The sequence below is a fragment of the Streptomyces cinerochromogenes genome (assembly GCF_014648635.1).
In the GTDB taxonomy this organism is placed as follows: Bacteria; Actinomycetota; Actinomycetes; order Streptomycetales; family Streptomycetaceae; genus Streptomyces; species Streptomyces cinerochromogenes.
Window position 1 is genome coordinate 705661 of the sequence record NZ_BMRM01000001.1, and the last position, 17187, is coordinate 722847.

The following is a 17187-nucleotide window of genomic DNA, read 5'->3' on the forward strand; positions in this document are numbered from 1 at the left end:
TCGTATGACTGTCCGTCAGTCTGCCAGATGCGCCGGATCGGTCTCCAGGGGCTCCAGCAGCCGCTTCGGCCGCAGCAGCGCCCTGCTGACCGGATCCGCCGGGTCAGGGTCGAGTTCCGGCCCCGGCACCATGACAACGTCCCGGACGGCCACCAGAGTTCCGCAGGCCGCGCATGTTCCGTACGGCTCGACCTCCCCGCCGCAGTCCGCGTGCCGGAAGGAGCGCAGCCGGGTCGCGTCGACGTGCTCGCGCCCCCAGTGGCCGAGGGCGCGCAGCACCGGCCAGAGGGCGGCGCCGCGCTCGGTGACGACGTACTCGTCCCGGGGCGGGGACTGCTGGTACCGGCGCTTTTCGAGGATGCCCTCCTCGGTGAGCGTCCGGAGCCGGGCCGAGAGGACGGCGCGCGGGATGCCGAGGTGGACGAGGAAGTCGTTGTAGCGCCGGACGCCGTAGATCGCGTCGCGGACGACGAGCAGCGTCCACCGCTCGCCGACGACCTCCAGCGCGCGGGCGATGGAGCACTCCTGCGTCACGTAGTCCTTGCCCAGTGCCATGACGTCCACTGTAGCCACCGACCGCGCAAGGGTTCATTCAATGAACCTTCGGTGCTACGGTGACGGAGACGGGGTCAGTTCAATGACCGAACCGTAAGACCGCACCGCACGACCGACCGCACCGCACGACCGACCGGACCGTGTGACCGACCCGAAAGAACCCGTATGACCGCCCGTCCCCGGCGGACCAGGCCGGGGCCCGGAAGGACACGACAGGACAGGACAGCCATGCCCCGGCTCGACTCCGCCGCCACCCCGGCGGCCGTACGCACCGTCACCACCCGGGACACCCCCGTACGCCCCCGCGCCACCCTCGCCCTGACCAGCGCGGCCACCGCCGTGGCCCTCATGACGTACACGGCCCCGATGGTCACGCTGCCGGACACCGCGAGGTCCCTGCACACCCCGCTCTCCGCCCAGGCCTGGCTGCTGAACGGCGCGCCCCTCGGTCTCGCCGCCCTCCTCCTGGTGGCCGGCAGCCTCGCCGACGACCACGGCCGGCGGCGGATCTTCCTCGCCGGCACCCTGGGCCTCGGCCTCACCACCGCCCTCGGCGCCCTCACCACCTCGACCTGGCAGTTCACCCTGGCCCGCATCGCCCAGGGCGCGGCCAGCGCGGCGCTGCTGGCCAGCGCCCTCGGCCTGATCGTGCACGCCTTCCCCAGCCCGCGCGGCCGGCTGCACGCCACCGGGGTGTGGGGCGCCTTCGTCAGCGGCGGCATCGCCGTCGGCCCGCTGCTCGCGGGCGCACTGCCGAACTGGCGGGTCGGCTACGTCGTCCTCGGCGCCGCCGCCCTCGTCGTGGCCGCCCTCGGCACCAGGGCGCTGGCCGAGTCACGCGCCCCGCGCGGCGGCCGGCCGGACGCGCTCGGCGCGCTCACCTTCGGCCTGGCCCTGGTGGCCCTGGTCGCGGCCCTCACCCTGGGCCGGGACGGCTGGCTGCGCGCCCCGGTCGGCCTGCTGTTCGCGGCTGCCGTCGTCCTGGTCGCCGGGTTCGTCGCGGTGGAGCGCCGGACCGGCACCCCGATGATCGACCTGGGGCTGCTGCGCCACCCCCGCTTCCTGGCCTCCTCGGCGGGCGGTCTGTTCACCGGCCTCGCCGTGATCGGCCTGTTCAGCTTCCTGCCGGCCCTGCTCCAGCAGGTGCTCGGCCTGTCCGCGCTCGCCACGGCCTGGCTGTTCCTGCTCTGGTCCGGGCTGAGCTTCGCCGTCGCCCTCCAGGTCAAGCACCTGGCCGGCCGGATCGCCCCGCGCACCCAGCTCGCCGCCGGCTTCGCCCTGCACACGGTCGCCGTGGTGACGATGCTCGGCGCCCTCGGTTCCGGCTCCTGGCCCCGCCTGCTGCCCGGCCTGATCCTCGGCGGCCTCGGCAGCGGCCTGCTCAACGGCGCGCTGCCGCTGCTCGCCGTGGAGTCGGTGCCGCCGGGGCGGGCCGCGATGGGCTCCGGCGCCCAGCAGACCTTCCGCTACGTCGGCTCCTGCGCCGGCGTGGCCCTGACCATCGCCGTCGCCACCTCGGCCGGCAGCCTGACCCGGGGCGCGGACATCGCGCTGCTGGTGTCGGCGGGGCTGGCGGCGGCGGGCGCGGTGAGCGTGCCGGCGCTGCGGGAGCGGGCGTGACGGGACACGCCACGACGGGCCGGGCTCACCTGGGCCGCACGGACACCAGTTTCGCCCACACCACCAGCCGGTACCGGGAGGTGAACTCGGGGGTGCAGGTGGTCAGGGTGAGGTAGTAGCCCGGGTCGTCGTACCCGTACCGGGGCCGGACGAGCGAGCGCGGCACGGGCCGCAGGACCCCCGAGTCCCCGGCCGAGGTGCGCGGCAGGACCTGGTCGACGTCGTAGGTGTACGTCGCCGAGCGCGTCTCCACCTCGACCGCGTCCCCGCGCCGCAGCAGGGGCAGCCGGCGGAAGGGCTCGCCGTGCGTGTTCCGGTGCCCGGCGAGCGCGAAGTTCCCGGCCCGGCCCGGCTGCTGGGTGCCGCGGTAGTGGCCGACGTACCCCTTGTTCAGCACCTCCGCCCTGCTCACGCCCTCGGCGACGGGGACGCGCAGACGCAGCCGGGGGATGGTGAGCACGGCGTACGCCTGGGAGCGCCGGGGCGGGGCCGCGGGGGTGTACGGGCGCCGGGGCGCGGGGGACGGCGTGCCGGAGGCCGCGGGGATGCCCGGCGCCACGACCGGCGCCGTGGCGGAGTCACCGGGGGAGTCGCCGGGGGAGTCGCCGTCCGGGACGGCAGTCGTACCGCTTCCGCTTCCCCTCCCCCACTCCCGCTCCAGCGCCGCCACCGTGTGCTCGGCCCCGCGCCGGGCCTCCCGGTTGGTCCACCACACCTGGTGCACGACCAGCAGCAGGAGCACCAGCCCGGCCGTCACGAGCAGTTCGCCACCGGTCCACAGCACCCGTCTGCGCCGGGCGCTCCTGCGCCGATCGCTGTGCCGTACGACCCGCACGCCCGTCACGACCCGCATCCGCGCCCACCTCCACCCGGAGCCGCCCGCACCCTAGGCGCAGCGCCCTCAACTGGCCATACACAAGGGGCGGTCAGGCTTTCTCAACGGGTTTGAGAAAGGGGTTCGAGAAAGGGCCGTCCCACCCCTCGACAACGCCGTACGGCACCCCCGATGCTTCCTGTTGGCATGCCGGGGGGACGACGAGCCGGCACCGCGCCCAGGTACGCGGTGCCGGGAGCCGCACGGAGAGGCAGCGAACGACCCATGATCCGACGCAGAACACTGCTGGCCGCCGCGAGCGGCGGCGTCCTCGGCGGCGCGCTGGCCACCGGCACCGCCCGGGCGGACGCGACGATCGCCGTGAACCCGGCCGCCGGCTACGGGACGTGGGAGGGCTGGGGCACCTCCCTGGCCTGGTGGGCGAACGTCTTCGGCGCGCGGGACGACTTCGCCGACATCTTCTTCACGACCAGGAACACGACGTACAACGGCACCTCACTGCCCGGCCTCGGACTGAACATCGCCCGCTACAACCTGGGCGCGTGCAGCTGGAACAGCGTGGGCGGCGAGTCGATGGCCGTCTCCCCGAACATCCCCGCCTTCAAGCAGATCGAGGGCTACTGGCAGGACTGGACGAACGAGGACCCGGCCTCCGCGGCCTGGAAGTGGACGGCGGACGCCAACCAGCGGGCCATGCTCGTCAAGGCCGTCCAGCGCGGCGCCGTCTCGGAACTCTTCGCCAACTCCCCCATGTGGTGGATGTGTTCCAACCACAACCCCTCCGGCGCGGCCGACGGCGGCACCAACCTCCAGTCCTGGAACCACCGTCAGCACGCCTCCCACCTCGCCGCCGTCGCCCTGTACGCCAAGCAGCACTGGGGCGTGACCTTCGCGACGGTGGAGGCCTTCAACGAGCCGTCCTCGTCCTGGTGGACGGCCACCGGCACCCAGGAGGGCTGCCACATCGACGCGGGCACACAGGCGGCCGTACTGCCGTACCTGCGGAGCGAACTGGACAGACGCGGCCTGACCGGCACGCGGATCTCCGCGTCGGACGAGACGAGCTACGACCTGGCCCGCACCACCTGGAACTCCTTCTCCGCCACCACGAAGGGCTACGTCGACCGGGTCAACGTGCACGGCTACCAGGGCTCCGGCGGCCGCCGCGACCTGCTCTACACGGACGTGGTGACCACGGCCGGCAAGGCCCTGTGGAACTCGGAGACCGGCGACAGCGACGCCACCGGCCTGACGACGGCGAGCAACCTCCTCTACGACTTCCGCTGGCTGCACCCCACCGCCTGGGTGTACTGGCAGGTGATGGACCCGAGCGCGGGCTGGGCGACGATCGCCTACGACCCGAACACGGGCCGGCCGGGCGCGGTCCAGACGAAGTACTACGTCCTGGCCCAGTTCACCCGCCACATCCGCCCCGGCATGACGATCCTGGACACCGGCGTGAGCTACGCGGCGGCGGCCCTGGACCGCGCGGCGAAGCGCCTGGTGATCGTCGCCGCGAACACCTCCTCCTCCGCCCAGACCCTGACCTTCGACCTCTCCCGCTTCTCCGCCGTGACCGGCGGCCCGGGCGGCCTGGTCCCCCGCTGGAACACGGTCACGACGGGCGGCGACCGTTACACGGCCCACTCGGACACGTACCTGAGCGGGAAGTCGGTGGCGGTCCCCTTCGCGGCCAAGTCGGTGCAGACGCTCCAGGTGGACGGCGTGACGGTGTGAACCGCCGGGTTCAGCCCAGCGGCAGGGCGTCCTGGTAGCCGTTCGTCGGCCGCGGCACCTTCGTGACCGTACGGGCGTCCAGCGCGACCGCCGCGGAGCCGGTGCCCAGGGTCCCGCCCGGGTGCCAGGTCCCGGTGACCGTCACCCAGGTGTCGGCGGGCAGGGCGGCCCCGCCGTAGACCCGTACCTTCACGGACTGGGCGTCGGCGGCGCAGCAGTTGAGGATGATCCGGGTCAGCTCCCAGCTTCCGCCGTCCCCGGGGGTGACGAACCCGGTCATCCGGACGGTGCGCCCCTTGACGGCCTGCCCCCGGTCCTGCCGCACCCGGCTGGTGAAGTCGGAGAGGGTCATGGGCAGGGGCGAGCTGCGGGGCAGCGGACCGAAGTCGCTGTCGTGGACGACGGCCTTCGCCGGCTGCCGGGCGGCGGTGTAGGCACCGAGGGCCGGTGGGGCGTAGAAGAGCAGGCTGAGCGCGGGCAGAAGCAGCAGCCAGGCGACCCGGGGCACACCGGAGTGGTCATGCCCGTGGCCGTCACCCGCCCCCTGACCCCGGTCGAGGAGGGCGCCGGCGACCCCGAGCAGGAGCAGGACGACACCGGAGGCGATGAGCAGGGGCCGCATGCCCTCCTTGACGTACCGCAGGCAGAGGTCGGTGAAGAGGGAGACGTGCAGCAGTCCGAGCCCGCACAGGACGAGCAGCCCCGCCTGGAGTGACCGTTTCACAGCAGGACCCCTCCGATCAGCGCGCTGCACGCGACGGCGACGACGACGGTGGCGGCGGAGAACCGTACCGCGAAGGCCCGCCCGAAGGTCCCCGCCTGCAGGGCGACGAGCTTGAGATCGACCATCGGCCCCACGACCATGAACGCCAGCCGCGCGACCGGCGGGAACCCGGTCAGCGAGGCGGCCAGGAAGGCGTCGGCCTCGGAGCACACCGCGAGCAGCACGGCGAGCCCGGCGAGGAAGAGCACCGACAGCCAGGGCGCGGCGGCGAAGGTGTCGAGCACGGAGCGCGGGACGGCGACGTTGAAGGTGGCCGCGGCGATGGCGCCGAGCACCAGGAAGCCGCCGGCGTGCAGGAAGTCGTGCTGGAACCCGCGCCGGAACTCGTCGAGGCGGCTGTTTCCCTCCCGGTGCCCGGTGTGCCGTACGACGGGCCGCAGCCACTCGGCCCGCCCGAACCGGAGCCACAGCCAGCCCATGACGACGGCGGTGGCGAGGGAGGCGAGCAGCCGGGCGAGCACCATGGCGGGGTTCCCGGGAAAGGCGATCGCGGTGGCGGTCAGCACGACGGGGTTGACGGCGGGCGCGGAGAGCAGGAACGCGAAGGCGGCGGCCGGGGTGACCCCGCGGCTGATGAGACTGCCGGCGACCGGCACGGAGGCGCACTCGCAGCCCGGCAGCACGACCCCCGCGACCCCGGCGACGGGCACGGCGAGCACGGCCCGCCGGGGCAGCAGCCGCTGGAACACCCCTTCCGGCACGAAGGCGTTGATCGCGCCGGACAGGGCCGTCCCGAGCAGCAGGAACGGCAGGGCCTGCACGACGACGGCCAGACACACGGTCCGCCACGCCTCGACGGCCGGGGCGTCCCCCCAGCGCCCGAGGAAGAAGAGGAGCGCACCGGGAACGACGGCGGCCCCGACGAGCAGCAGGGGCCAGTACCGGGGCGGCTCGGCCCCCGCTTCCACGGCGGCCACGTGATCGTCTTTATGGCCGGCCACCGGATCGCCGTCTCCGCCGGCCACCGGACCGTCTTCTCCGCCGGCCACCGGACCGTCTTCTCCGCCGGCCACCTGATCGCTTTCTACGGCAGCGACTGGATCTCCTATGACAGCGGCTGGATCTTCTCCGGCAGCGGCTGGACCTTCTCCGGCAGCGACTGGACCTTCTCCTACGGCAGCCCCCTGATCGCCCGCGACCAGCGCACCCGTCTCCCGCATGCCGGCTCCACCCCGTGTAGACGTCGGCACCGAAGATATCCGGATACCCGCACCGGAGCGCACGCCCCCGGGGTTCCGGGGCACCTCACTTTTGTCACCGCCCGGCAGTACGGTGTCCCCCATGCGCCCCGACACGCCTGCCGAGAACGTCGACCACACCGCCGAAGCGGCACGCCTGGAGCGGACCGCCGGCCTCTACCCGGAGGACGCCGAGACCCTCCTCCTCCGGGCGGCGGCCCACCTGGAACTGTCCGGCGACCGCCCCGCGGCGACGGCCCTCTACGACCGCCTGCTGTCCTCCGCCGAAGGCCTGGACAACCCCGCCCTGGTCCGCGCCCTGAAGGCGTCGAACCTGTGGGAGTACGGCCACGAGGCCGAGGCGAGGGCGATCATCGAGGGCATCCGCACGACGTCCCCGCGGGACCCGGCCCCCTGGGTGATCGTGGCGGAGGCCCTGGAGTCCCACGACGAGTTGGAGGCGGCGGCGGACACCTTCACGGAGGCCGCCCGCCTCCTGCTGGGCTCCGCGGAGGAACCCCCTCCCGCCACCCACCCCGTCCTCTACGGCCGCCACCGCGTCCGCCGCATGCTGGGCCTGCCCCACGACGACTGGGACACCCTCGCCGACACCCTCCACACGTCCTCCGTCACCCTGGACGAACTCCACGACCCGAAACGCGTGTGGTCCCTGGGCTCGGACAACCCGGCGGAGCTGGAGGCGGAGATCTCCCGCCTCCGCGCCGAACTGGGCGCCTACCGCGAGGCCCTCTCCCGCCCGTTCCCGGTGGCGGTGCTGCACTGGCCGGCCCCGGAACTGTCGGAGCTGCTGTCGGCGTACCCCGCCCTGTCCGCGGAGTACCCGTCCCACGCCGAACACCTGTCGACCATAGAGTCCTCCCTCCGCGAACTCTCCGCCTCCGGCACCCCCAACCTCGGCATCGTCACGGGCACGGTCCCGTCGTACGAGGCCTTCGCGGCGTCGGAGGGCACTTCACCGAGCGACCCCACCCTGCTCCCCCAGTACGCGACGACGTTGGCGGCCCGGGGGCGGGCTGTGGCTTGGCCGCCGGGGAAGGGGGCGGGGTGTTGGTGTGGGGCGGGGTTGGGTTACGGGGAGTGTCACGGGGTGGACTAGCGGCCCAGCCACCACTCCCGGTGGTAGCGGAGGTAGTCCAGGTGAATCGTGTGCCGTCGGTGCCGCTTGAGCTTCGGCCGAACGTCCATGCCGAACGCCCCTGCCCGTACGACGATCGACCAGTCGTCCTCGATGACGATGGCGCCTATGTCTAGGCGGACGTGGCAGTTGGGGCAGAGACACAGGACGTTCGGCTCGACGTCAGGGCCCCGGTGGGGCTTACCCAGAGGCCTGATGTGGGCGCCTTCGCTGTACGGCTTGCCGTCCGGGCCGAGCAAGCGAAGGCCGCACACTTGGCACTCTCCGGCGTAGAGCCTTTTCACATTCCGTATCACCGCGTCGTCTCGGACCAGGCGCTGGACCCGGGCCGTCCGCGTCTCTGGGAACTTCTCACCCTGGACCGCCTCTTCCTCGGTCTCCGCCTCCTCATCTGGCTCGTCCGCGGTCCCTTCGCCATCTGCGCTTTCGGCGGGCGCCTCCTCGCGCCGTTCCAGCAAGTCGGCGATCTGGTGCTCCAGAGAGGTCGGATCCTGACCATCTTCAGGGAGGCGCTTCAAGTCGAACTGGCAGATGTCGACCGGTGAGCCGTCGGGGGCGGGCGAGTGTGCCACGGCGGTGCGGATGTCTGTGACCAGGTACAGGCCGTCGTACCTGTAGCAGTCGATCGGTGAGTACCGCTTGTCACCCTTCCAACCGCGGATGACCCGTACCGGATGGCCCCGTTCGTAGCTTCGCTTCAGAGCGGCGTTGTCCGCGTAGTCCCAGGATTGGCTGCGCCGAAGCCTTGGCACCCCCTTGATCTTGTACTTGTCCACGTCAGGTGAGGCGCCTGTATAGCGGATGCTGTCCCAGTCGTCGTGATCGTCCTCGTACCCTCCGTGCAGGACGATGGCATCAGCTATGTGACTGCCATCGTCATCTACAAGGGTTGAGATGCCCCTTACGGTGTCGCCGTGCAGGTTGTTGCGCTTCACCTGCACGCGGCGGTGAAACTCCGCGCCCGGAGCGATGCCGTCGATGTGACCGATCTTTCGTTCTCCCACGACGCCATACTGAAACAAATCGATCACTTGTGTCACTCTCGATTCGCAATGTGACGCAAGCACAGGCTGTCAGTGGCCCCTGTTACAACTGGTCGTGTCGCAACGGGACCAAGGGGGCGGGCGTGGCGCAGTCAGAACAGATTCAGCCGGTGGCGGGTGTGTACGAGGAGCTCGTCACCCGTCGCTTGCAGGACCGCTTGCAGGAATTGGACGCGGCCGGCTGGAAGGCCGTGGAGGCGGAGGTGAGCGAAGAGTCCACTGCCCACGTTCTCGCCCGACACATCGGCGCAGCGATCCGCAACCAGCTGAGCCAGCTCCCGCGTGACGAGCAGGTCGACGCAGCGAACGCGATCATGCGCGCGCTGGCGTCCCACACTGCTGGCCCCAAGGAGGGCGAGGTGGTGGAAGCCATCGCGGATGGGCCTCGACAGTTGCTCGCGTTGGCCAAGCAAGAAGCTCCGGGTGTCTTCGCCGTTCGCCCGCTCACTCCTCTGTCGGAGACTGCGTTGATCACCAACGCTCCGGATGACCCCAGTCTTGGAGCGGAACTGAGGGCAGAACTAGCCACGGCGGACCGCATCGACCTGCTCTGCGCGTTCGTGAAGTGGTACGGCATACGGGTCCTGGAGGACGCTCTCCGCGCCGCGAAAGACCGGGGCGTGGAAATCCGGGTCATCACGACCACGTACATGGGCGCCACGGACCGCCACGCGCTTGACCGCCTCGTCCGTGACTTCGGGGCTACGGTCAAAATCAACTACGAGACCCGCTCCACGCGGCTGCACGCCAAGGCCTGGCTGTTCCGTCGCCATACCGGCTTCGACACCGCCTACGTGGGCAGTTCGAACCTGTCCAAGGCCGCGCTCCTCGACGGCCTGGAGTGGAACGTGCGTCTGTCATCGGTCACCACACCAGCTGTCCTGGACAAGTTCGAGGCGACGTTCGACGCGTATTGGAACGACATCGCCTTCGAAACGTACGACCCCCACCTCCACGGCGAACGCTTGGATGGCGCACTCGCTCAGGCAGGCGGCACCGCCCCCACCACGGGTCTGAAGATCAACCTTTCGGGTCTGGAAGTACGCCCGTTTCCGCACCAACGGGACATGCTCGAACGACTGACCGTCGAGCGAGAGCTGCGCGGGCGGAACCGGAACCTGCTTGTTGCCGCCACTGGCACGGGGAAGACGGTGATGGCCGCACTGGACTACCGCAGCCTGTGCAAGAAGTCACCCAACGGGCAGCCCACGTTGCTGTTCGTGGCCCACCGCAAGGAAATCCTCAACCAATCCCTGCGCACCTACCGGGAGGTGCTGGACGACGCCTCCTTCGGGGAACTGCTGCACGCAGGGGAGGATCCGCGGGAGGGGAACCACGTCTTCGCCAGCGTTCAGTCGCTGAACATCAGGCGGCTGGAGCAGCTGGCCCCCGATCACTTCGACATCATCGTCATCGACGAGTTTCATCACGCCACCGCCGCCACGTATCGCCGAGTCATCGATCACTTCAAGCCACAGCAGTTGCTCGGCCTGACAGCGACCCCCGAGCGGATGGATGGGCGCAACGTCCAAGATGAGTTCTTCGAGGGACGCATCGCCGCCGAAATGCGACTGTGGGAAGCCCTGGAGAACGATTTGCTGTGCCCGTTCCACTACTTCGGCATCCCGGACGGTACAGATCTGCGGAACCTTGGCTGGCGGAAGGGTACGTACGCCGATCAGGACCTCGACAACGTCTACACGGGCAACGACGCGCGGGCCCGGATTGTGGTGAAACAGATCCGAGACAAGGTCTCGAACCCGGCGGTGATGCGCGCGCTGGGCTTCTGCGTCAGTAAGAGGCATGCCCGCTTCATGGCGGACTTCTTCTCCAGAGCCGGGTTCCAGGCCGTGGCGCTGGACAGCGACTCACCCGCCGACGTGCGCGCTCAGGCGCTCAAAGACCTACGTGACGGCACGCTACAGGTGATCTTCTCCGTTGACTTGTTCAACGAAGGCCTCGACATCCCCGACGTCGACACCCTTCTCCTCCTCCGTCCGACCAACAGCGCGACGATCTTTCTTCAGCAGCTGGGGCGGGGCTTGAGACGTACGGAGACCAAGCCGGTACTCACGGTCCTCGACTTCATCGGACAGCACCGAGCGGAGTTCCGCTTCGAGGAACAGTTCCGAGCCCTAACGAACCTGTCACGGAACCGACTGATCGAGCACATCCAGCATGGCTTTCCCCAACTGCCGTCTGGCTGCCAAATCCTCCTAGAAGGCAAATCCAAGGACCTCATTCTCGACAACATCCGGAGCCAGCTGGGAGCCAATGTCCGCACACTAGTGAGCGAGGTCAAGGCCTACAGCACGCCACGCCTCGCGGACTACCTCCACGAGAGCCGACGGGGGATCAAAGAGCTATACAGGAACGACAGCTCCTGGACAACCATCCTCCGCCGGGCCGGACTACTCGAGGATGCCGCACCGGCAGGCGAAGCGGCACTACTCAAGAGAGTCCACGCCTTTCTCCACGTGGACGATCCCGAGCGCGCCCAGGCCTACCTCCGCCTCCTGGAAGACAACGCCCCGCCGTACGCGGATCTGGGGCCGACCGACCAGGCGTACGCCCGCATGTTGTTCTTCAACATCTGGGACAACGCCGGCGGTTTCACCAGCTTCGCGGAAGGCCTGGAGTCGCTCCGATCCCAGCGGCCGTTCCGTGATGAACTACGGCAGGTGCTGTCGTACGTCATCGAACAGGCCGACCACTTCCCCATCCCTCTGTCGGGCCGCCTCAGCCACGTTCCGATGATGGTCCACAGCGCCTACAACCGCTCCGAGATCCTCGCCGCGCTGGGCGTGGCGCGCTTCGGCGGCCAAATGCCCAGGTCGTTCGCGCAGGGCGTGCAGTGGGTCGAGGAGTTGCAGACGGACGCCCTGCTCATCACATTGGAGAAGAATGAGAAGGACTTCTCGCCAACTGTCCGGTACAAGGACTACGCGCTGAGCCCGACACTCTTCCACTGGGAGTCCCAGAACTCGACAGCCGCTGACTCCAGTACCGGCAAGCGATACCAAGAGCACGCGCAGCGCGGCAGTGAAGTCCTGTTGTTCATGCGCCGCTACAAGAACACGGACACCGGCAAGCCACAACCGTGGATGCTCCTTGGCCCCGCGACGTATGAGACGCACACGGGAAGCAAGCCCATGGCCATCACGTGGCGCCTCAAGCACGAGCTTCCGGCCGATGTGTGGACGTACTCAGCCATCACCGCGCGTTGACCGACTACGACCTGGGGCTGCTGTAGGCCTCAAAGGTACTGGGGAAAGCCGCGGTCGCGTGTGACGGGCGCCGCCCCACCATGTGCGGCGCCCGTCGCGTGCTAGGCCGTCGGTGCCAGGTCCGCCCGTCCGAACAGCAGGGCGTAGCCCGGGGGGAGTTGGTCCAGGACGCGGGTGGTCAGTGACTCGCCGATGTGGGTCGACAGGGCGCTGAGGACCGAGCTGACGTCCCAGCGGGCCGTTGCGGGGGTCGAGCCCTCTATGCGGGTGGCCACCGATTCGACGAACTCGCGGGCTGTCAGGGGGTGGGTCGCGGGGATCTGGGAGGCGATCACTCGGCCCGCCTCGCGGGGGAGCGCCTGGGCCAGGGCCACGCGTTCGTCGCCGGTGACGTGGCCGCCGAGGGCCGAGAGGACGATGCGGGTGACGCGTTCCGCCTCCGCTCTCGTCGGGTACTGGCCCGCCTCACGCACCGCCTCGGTCAGCTCCAGCCAGTCGGCGTCCTCCGCCTCGGCCTTGGCGCGCGGACGCGGGGACGGGGTGGGGATGGTCATTCTCGGCTGCGGGGTCGTCACGGTCATCGTGGTGGCTCCTCCTCCGGGACACTTCGGGGCACCGGATGCCGGTTACCCCGTAATGCAGCGGGCATGAGCGGCAGTTCGGCCAACGTGCGGCCGGTGGGGTCGTGGGGGTGGTGGGGGTCTGGTGGGTGGGGTGCGGTCGTCTGTGCGGGCTGTGAGGTCCCCGTCGTCCTGCGGCCCGTGCGTGTTGCTGCGTCGCGGCAGGCCGCCGCGTCCCGGGGCCCGCGGGTCCCGGGACGCGTGCGTGTGCATGCGTGCGTGTGGGTGCATGGGCTGCGTGGGGGTCACGCTCAGGGCCGGCGGTGGTCGGCCCGGGCCGGCGTTCCGGCCGGACCGGCGGTGGTCGACCCCTGTCAGGGCCTGTCGGCTCAGCCGCTGATCTGCTTGCGGTCGCCGCCCCCGCCGCTGATCTGGATCCTGCGCGGCTTGGCCTGTTCGGCCACCGGGATGCGCAGGGTCAGGACGCCGGCTTCGTACGAAGCGTCGATGCGTTCCGTGTCGAGGGTCTCGCCCAGGAACAGCTGGCGGGTGAAGGTGCCCGTGGGGCGTTCGGCGACCAGCATCTCCGCGTCCTCGGGAGCGGGGCCGCGGCGCTCGGCCCGGACGTTGAGGACGTTGCGCTCGACGTCGAGTTCGATCGACTCGGGGTCGATGCCGGGAAGGTCGAAGTGGACCAGGAACTCGTCACCCGAGCGGTACGCGTCCATCGGCATCGCGGCCGGGCGGGCGTTCGCTCCGAAGAGCTGTTGCGTGAGCCGGTCGAGATCGCGGAACGGGTCCGTGCGCATGAGCATCACAGGTCACTCCTCTCCTCAGGGACTGGGGTGCGATGCCCTACGACTTCTTATATAACTCTGCGCCGGAAAGTTGACAAGCCTCGACTCAGGGCCGTGCCGCTGTCCCCCTGCGCGTTAGCCTCGACCTCGGATACGAGGAGGCAACCATGGCCAAGGTTCCCAGCGCGGTCGTCGCCGCCACCGGACTCGTCGGCGGCTACGGCGTCGCCCGTTGGACCAAGAAGCGGCAGTTGGGCGGAGTCGTCCTGGCCGCCGCCGGGGTCGCCGCCGCGCAGCAGTGGCGGGCGCGGGCCGGCGGCAAGGCGGCGGGCGCGCTGAGCGCCGCGTACGTCGCCGCGTTCGCCGGGTCCCACCCGCTCGCCAAGAAGGTCGGCGCCTGGCCGTCCGTCCTCGGTGTCGCCGGCGCCGTCGCCCTCGCCTCCTGGGCCGTCGCCGACCGCCGGGGCGACTGAACCGACCCGCCGGCCAAGACACCCCGGCCGCTACGACACCCCGGGCCGGAACGACCTCCGGTACGCCTGCGGGCTCGTCCCCACCACCCTCCGGAACCGTTCCCGGAAGGCCGTCGGCGAGCCGAAGCCCGTCTGGACGGCGATCCGTTCCACGGGGTGCGCCGTCGTCTCCAGCAGGTGCTGGGCCCGCCGTACCCGCGTCCGGTGCAGCCACTGCAGTGGTGTGGTGCCCGTCTGCTCCCGGAAGCGGCGGTTGAGGGTACGCGTGCTCATGCCGGCCTTCGCCGCGATCTCCGCCAGGGTCAGATCGCGGTCGCAGTGGTCCTCCAGCCAGGCCAGGAGGGGTTCGAGGGTCGCGCCGGCGGGGGCCGGGGGCAGGTCGTGGACGATGAACTGGGACTGGCCGCCCTCCCGTTCCAGTGGCATCACCGACATCCGGGCGGCGTGTGCGGCCACCGCCGAGCCGAAGTCCTTGCGGATCATGTGCAGGCACATGTCCAGGGCGGCCGCGGCGCCCGCCGACGTCAGGAACTGGCCGTTGTCGACGTAGAGGACGTTCGGGTCCACCGTCACCGCCGGGTGACGCCGGGCCAGGTCCGGGGCCGCGATCCAGTGCGTCGTCGCGCGCAGCCCGTCCAGCAGGCCCGTCGCCGCGAAGAGGAACGCGCCCACGCAGATCGACGCGATACGGGTGCCGTTCGCCGCCGCCGCGCGCAGTGCCTCGGCGACCCCGGGCGGCAGGGTCTCCGGTGGGTCCGCGACCCCGGGCAGGATGATCGTGTCGGCCTCCGCGAGCGCCTGAAGACCGTACGGCGCCCGGACCGTGAAGGCACCCGCGCTCACCTCCTCCCGCACCGAGCACACCCGGATCCGGTACGGCTCCCGGCCGTCCGGCAGCCGGGCCCAGCCGAAGGTGTCGACGGGGGCGGAGAGGTCGAACGGGATGACGCCGTCCAGCGCGAGTACGGCCACGGTGTGCATGGCGAGAGCGTAGGGGGGCGGCAGGATCCCGCCACCGCGGGGTCCCTCAGGGCCTTGCCGGTAGGGCTTCCTCTCAACCCCCCCTGGCGAGAATCCGTCGGGAGCTGGCACTCCTGCCACTCCTCCGCGGTCTCCGCCGCTCCTACCGTCCCCCTGTGACCAAGTTCCTCCTCGCCGTCCACGTCATCGCCGCGATCCTCGCCATCGGTCCCGTCGCCGTCGCCGCCAGCATGTTCCCGCCCGCCGCCCGCCACGCCCTGGCCGCCAATACCGCCGCCACAGACGCCACAGCCGCCGCTCACGCCACTGACGCCCCCGACGCCCCCGACGCCACCGGGACGCTGCGCCTGCTGCACCGCATCTGCCGCGTCTACGCCGTCGTAGGCGTCGTCGTCCCCGTCTTCGGGTTCGCCACCGCCGGCGAGATGGGCGTGCTCGGCAGTCCCTGGCTGATCGTGTCGATCGCCCTCACCGCGCTCGCCGCCCTCGTCCTCGTCGCGCTGGTGCTGCCGGCGCAGACCGCCCTCCTCGAAGGGAAGCCCGCACCGACCGCACGGCTCGCCATGGTCACCGGGCTGTTCAACCTGCTCTGGGCCGCCGTGACCGTCCTGATGATCGTCCGGCCGGGCTCCACCACCGGCGCCTGACCGCTACGACGTCACGGCCTGCTCGCCGCCGGCGGTGCCGCGGGGCCGCCGCCCCGGGTACCTCCCCGGTTACCGGGGCGGGCGTTCCGCGCCGTCGACCTGGCCCGCTCCGCCACGGCCGTCAGCGGGCGGGCGACGTCCTCCAGGGAGCGGCGCTCGGCCCGTACCGCCAGGAACACCGCGACCAGACCCGCCGCGCACATCAGCGCCGCGCCGATGCAGAAGGCCAGCACCGCGTCGCCGACCCTGCCGGTGCCGGTGAGGTCGGCGAACAGCAGGGGGCCGCTGATACCGCCGGCCGCGGTGCCGAGGGCGTAGAAGAAGGCGATCGACATCGCCCTCGTCTCCATCGGGAAGATCTCGGACACCGTGAGGTAGGCACTGGAGGCGCCCGCCGAGGCGAAGAACAGCACCGCGCACCAGCAGGCCGTCAGCGTGGCCGCGTTCAGCGAACCGCGGTCGAACAGCCACGCCGTACCGAACAGCAGCAGGCCCGACAACAGGTACGTCGAGGAGATCATCACCCTGCGGCCCACCGTGTCGAAGAGCTTGCCGAGCAGCAGCGGGCCGCAGAAGTTGCCGGCCGCGATCACCGCGAAGTAGTAACCGGTGTGGCCGGACGGCACGTCGAAGAACGTGGTCAGGATCGCGCCGAAGCCGAACGTGATCGCGTTGTACAGGAACGCCTGGCCGATGAAGAGGGAGAAGCCGAGCACCGCCCGCCTGCGGTAGCGGCCGAAGACCGTACGGGCGATCTCCAGGAACGTCACGCTCCCCCGCTGGTGGATCTCCAGCTCGCCCTGCGGCTCCGGCAGCGGTGCCCCCTTCTCCTCGGCCACCTGGCGCTCGATGCCGGAGACGATCTGCTCCGCCTCCTGGTCCCGGCCGTGGATCAGCAGCCAGCGCGGGCTCTCCGGGACGTGCCGTCGTACGAGCAGGATGACCAGGGCGAGGACGGCGCCGAGCGCGAACGTCAGACGCCAGCCGAGGTTCGCGGCCAGCAGGTCGGTGTCGAGCGCGACGATCGACAGCAGGGACCCGCCCGCCGCCCCCAGCCAGAAGCTGCCGTTGATGACCAGGTCGACCCGGCCGCGGTAGGCCGCCGGGATCAGCTCGTCGATCGCGGAGTTGATCGCCGCGTACTCACCGCCGATACCGAAGCCGGTCAGGAAGCGGAACAGGAAGAACCACCACGCCTCCCAGGAGACCGCCGTCAGCGCCGTCGCCGCGAGATACACCGCCAGCGTGATCATGAAGAGGTTCTTGCGGCCGAAGCGGTCGGTCAGCCGGCCCCAGAACAGGGCGCCCACACAGGCGCCCGCCACGTACAGGGCGGCCGCGACACCGGTGATCTGCCCGGACGTGATGGACAGGCCGCTGCCGGGCTCCGACAGCCGGCTGGCGATGTTACCGACGACCGTGACCTCCAGGCCGTCCAGGATCCAGACGGTCCCCAGGCCGATCACGATCGTCCAGTGCCAGCGGGACCACGGCAGACGGTCGAGTCGGGCGGGGATGTTCGTGGTGATGGTCCGGCCGGTCTCCGGCGACGGCGCTTCGGCTGCTGCACTCATGGGGCTCCCTCCACGTCGAG

Annotated in this window: 15 protein-coding genes; 6 read left to right on the forward strand and 9 right to left on the reverse strand. The window is 70.7% G+C overall.

What is annotated here, in order from left to right:
• Positions 1–15: 15 nt before the first annotated feature.
• Positions 16–564 (reverse strand): winged helix-turn-helix transcriptional regulator, encoded by a 549-nt coding sequence (locus IEZ20_RS03085; protein ID WP_189294652.1) that lies wholly within the window; start codon positions 562–564, stop codon positions 16–18.
• A gap of 219 nt (positions 565–783) precedes the next feature.
• Between IEZ20_RS03085 and IEZ20_RS03090 the strand changes: the two genes are divergently transcribed.
• Entirely contained in the window at positions 784–2175 is a 1392-nt protein-coding gene (locus tag IEZ20_RS03090) for an MFS transporter (RefSeq protein ID WP_189294485.1), read from the forward strand.
• A 25-nt stretch (positions 2176–2200) separates the two neighbouring features.
• Here the strand turns inward: IEZ20_RS03090 and IEZ20_RS03095 are convergent, their stop codons facing one another.
• Positions 2201–3028 carry a class E sortase gene (locus IEZ20_RS03095; protein WP_189294486.1) on the reverse strand — a complete coding sequence of 276 codons (828 nt, stop codon included), beginning with the start codon at positions 3026–3028 and terminating at the stop codon, positions 2201–2203.
• A 246-nt stretch (positions 3029–3274) separates the two neighbouring features.
• Between IEZ20_RS03095 and IEZ20_RS03100 the strand changes: the two genes are divergently transcribed.
• Positions 3275–4747, forward strand: coding sequence for a glycoside hydrolase (locus tag IEZ20_RS03100; RefSeq protein ID WP_189294487.1), 1473 nt, complete (start codon positions 3275–3277; stop codon positions 4745–4747).
• A gap of 10 nt (positions 4748–4757) precedes the next feature.
• On the opposite strand, the gene IEZ20_RS03105 is transcribed toward IEZ20_RS03100, so the two are convergent.
• Positions 4758–5471 carry a TIGR03943 family putative permease subunit gene (locus IEZ20_RS03105; RefSeq protein WP_189294488.1) on the reverse strand — a complete coding sequence of 238 codons (714 nt, stop codon included), beginning with the start codon at positions 5469–5471 and terminating at the stop codon, positions 4758–4760.
• Positions 5468–6472: a permease gene (locus IEZ20_RS03110; protein ID WP_189294489.1), complete on the reverse strand. Its 1005-nt coding sequence runs from the start codon at positions 6470–6472 to the stop codon at positions 5468–5470. Before IEZ20_RS03110 ends, IEZ20_RS03105 begins: the two co-directional genes overlap by 4 nt.
• A gap of 340 nt (positions 6473–6812) precedes the next feature.
• Here IEZ20_RS03110 and IEZ20_RS03115 point away from each other — a divergent pair, with 340 nt between their 5' ends.
• Positions 6813–7826 (forward strand): hypothetical protein, encoded by a 1014-nt coding sequence (locus IEZ20_RS03115; RefSeq protein ID WP_189294490.1) that lies wholly within the window; start codon positions 6813–6815, stop codon positions 7824–7826.
• Here IEZ20_RS03115 and IEZ20_RS39485 read toward each other — a convergent pair.
• On the reverse strand, positions 7823–8896 hold the full coding sequence (locus tag IEZ20_RS39485; RefSeq protein WP_229895846.1) for a YDG/SRA domain-containing protein: 1074 nt from the start codon (positions 8894–8896) through the stop codon (positions 7823–7825). The genes IEZ20_RS03115 and IEZ20_RS39485 overlap by 4 nt on opposite strands.
• A gap of 95 nt (positions 8897–8991) precedes the next feature.
• Between IEZ20_RS39485 and IEZ20_RS03125 the strand changes: the two genes are divergently transcribed.
• The gene (locus IEZ20_RS03125) at positions 8992–12135 is read left to right on the forward strand and encodes a DEAD/DEAH box helicase (protein WP_189294491.1); all 3144 of its coding nucleotides are present in this window, start codon (positions 8992–8994) and stop codon (positions 12133–12135) included.
• 101 nt (positions 12136–12236) lie between these two features.
• Here IEZ20_RS03125 and IEZ20_RS03130 read toward each other — a convergent pair whose 3' ends face one another.
• On the reverse strand, positions 12237–12716 hold the full coding sequence (locus IEZ20_RS03130) for a DUF2267 domain-containing protein (RefSeq protein ID WP_189294492.1): 480 nt from the start codon (positions 12714–12716) through the stop codon (positions 12237–12239).
• A 368-nt stretch (positions 12717–13084) separates the two neighbouring features.
• A complete protein-coding gene (locus IEZ20_RS03135) occupies positions 13085–13510 on the reverse strand; it encodes an Hsp20/alpha crystallin family protein (RefSeq protein ID WP_189294493.1) in 426 nt (141 codons plus the stop codon).
• A gap of 149 nt (positions 13511–13659) precedes the next feature.
• Between IEZ20_RS03135 and IEZ20_RS03140 the strand changes: the two genes are divergently transcribed.
• The gene (locus IEZ20_RS03140; protein ID WP_189294494.1) at positions 13660–13965 is read left to right on the forward strand and encodes a hypothetical protein; all 306 of its coding nucleotides are present in this window, start codon (positions 13660–13662) and stop codon (positions 13963–13965) included.
• 30 nt (positions 13966–13995) lie between these two features.
• Here the strand turns inward: IEZ20_RS03140 and IEZ20_RS03145 are convergent, their stop codons facing one another.
• The gene (locus tag IEZ20_RS03145) at positions 13996–14946 is read right to left on the reverse strand and encodes a GlxA family transcriptional regulator (protein WP_189294495.1); all 951 of its coding nucleotides are present in this window, start codon (positions 14944–14946) and stop codon (positions 13996–13998) included.
• Between the two features lie 155 nt (positions 14947–15101).
• Between IEZ20_RS03145 and IEZ20_RS03150 the strand changes: the two genes are divergently transcribed.
• Complete coding sequence (locus IEZ20_RS03150; protein ID WP_189294496.1) at positions 15102–15593, forward strand: hypothetical protein; 492 nt, start codon at positions 15102–15104, stop codon at positions 15591–15593.
• Positions 15594–15604: 11 nt separating this feature from the next.
• Here IEZ20_RS03150 and IEZ20_RS03155 read toward each other — a convergent pair whose 3' ends face one another.
• Positions 15605–17167, reverse strand: a complete 1563-nt coding sequence (locus tag IEZ20_RS03155; protein WP_189294497.1) for an MFS transporter — start codon at positions 17165–17167, stop codon at positions 15605–15607.
• Positions 17168–17187: the final 20 nt, after the last annotated feature.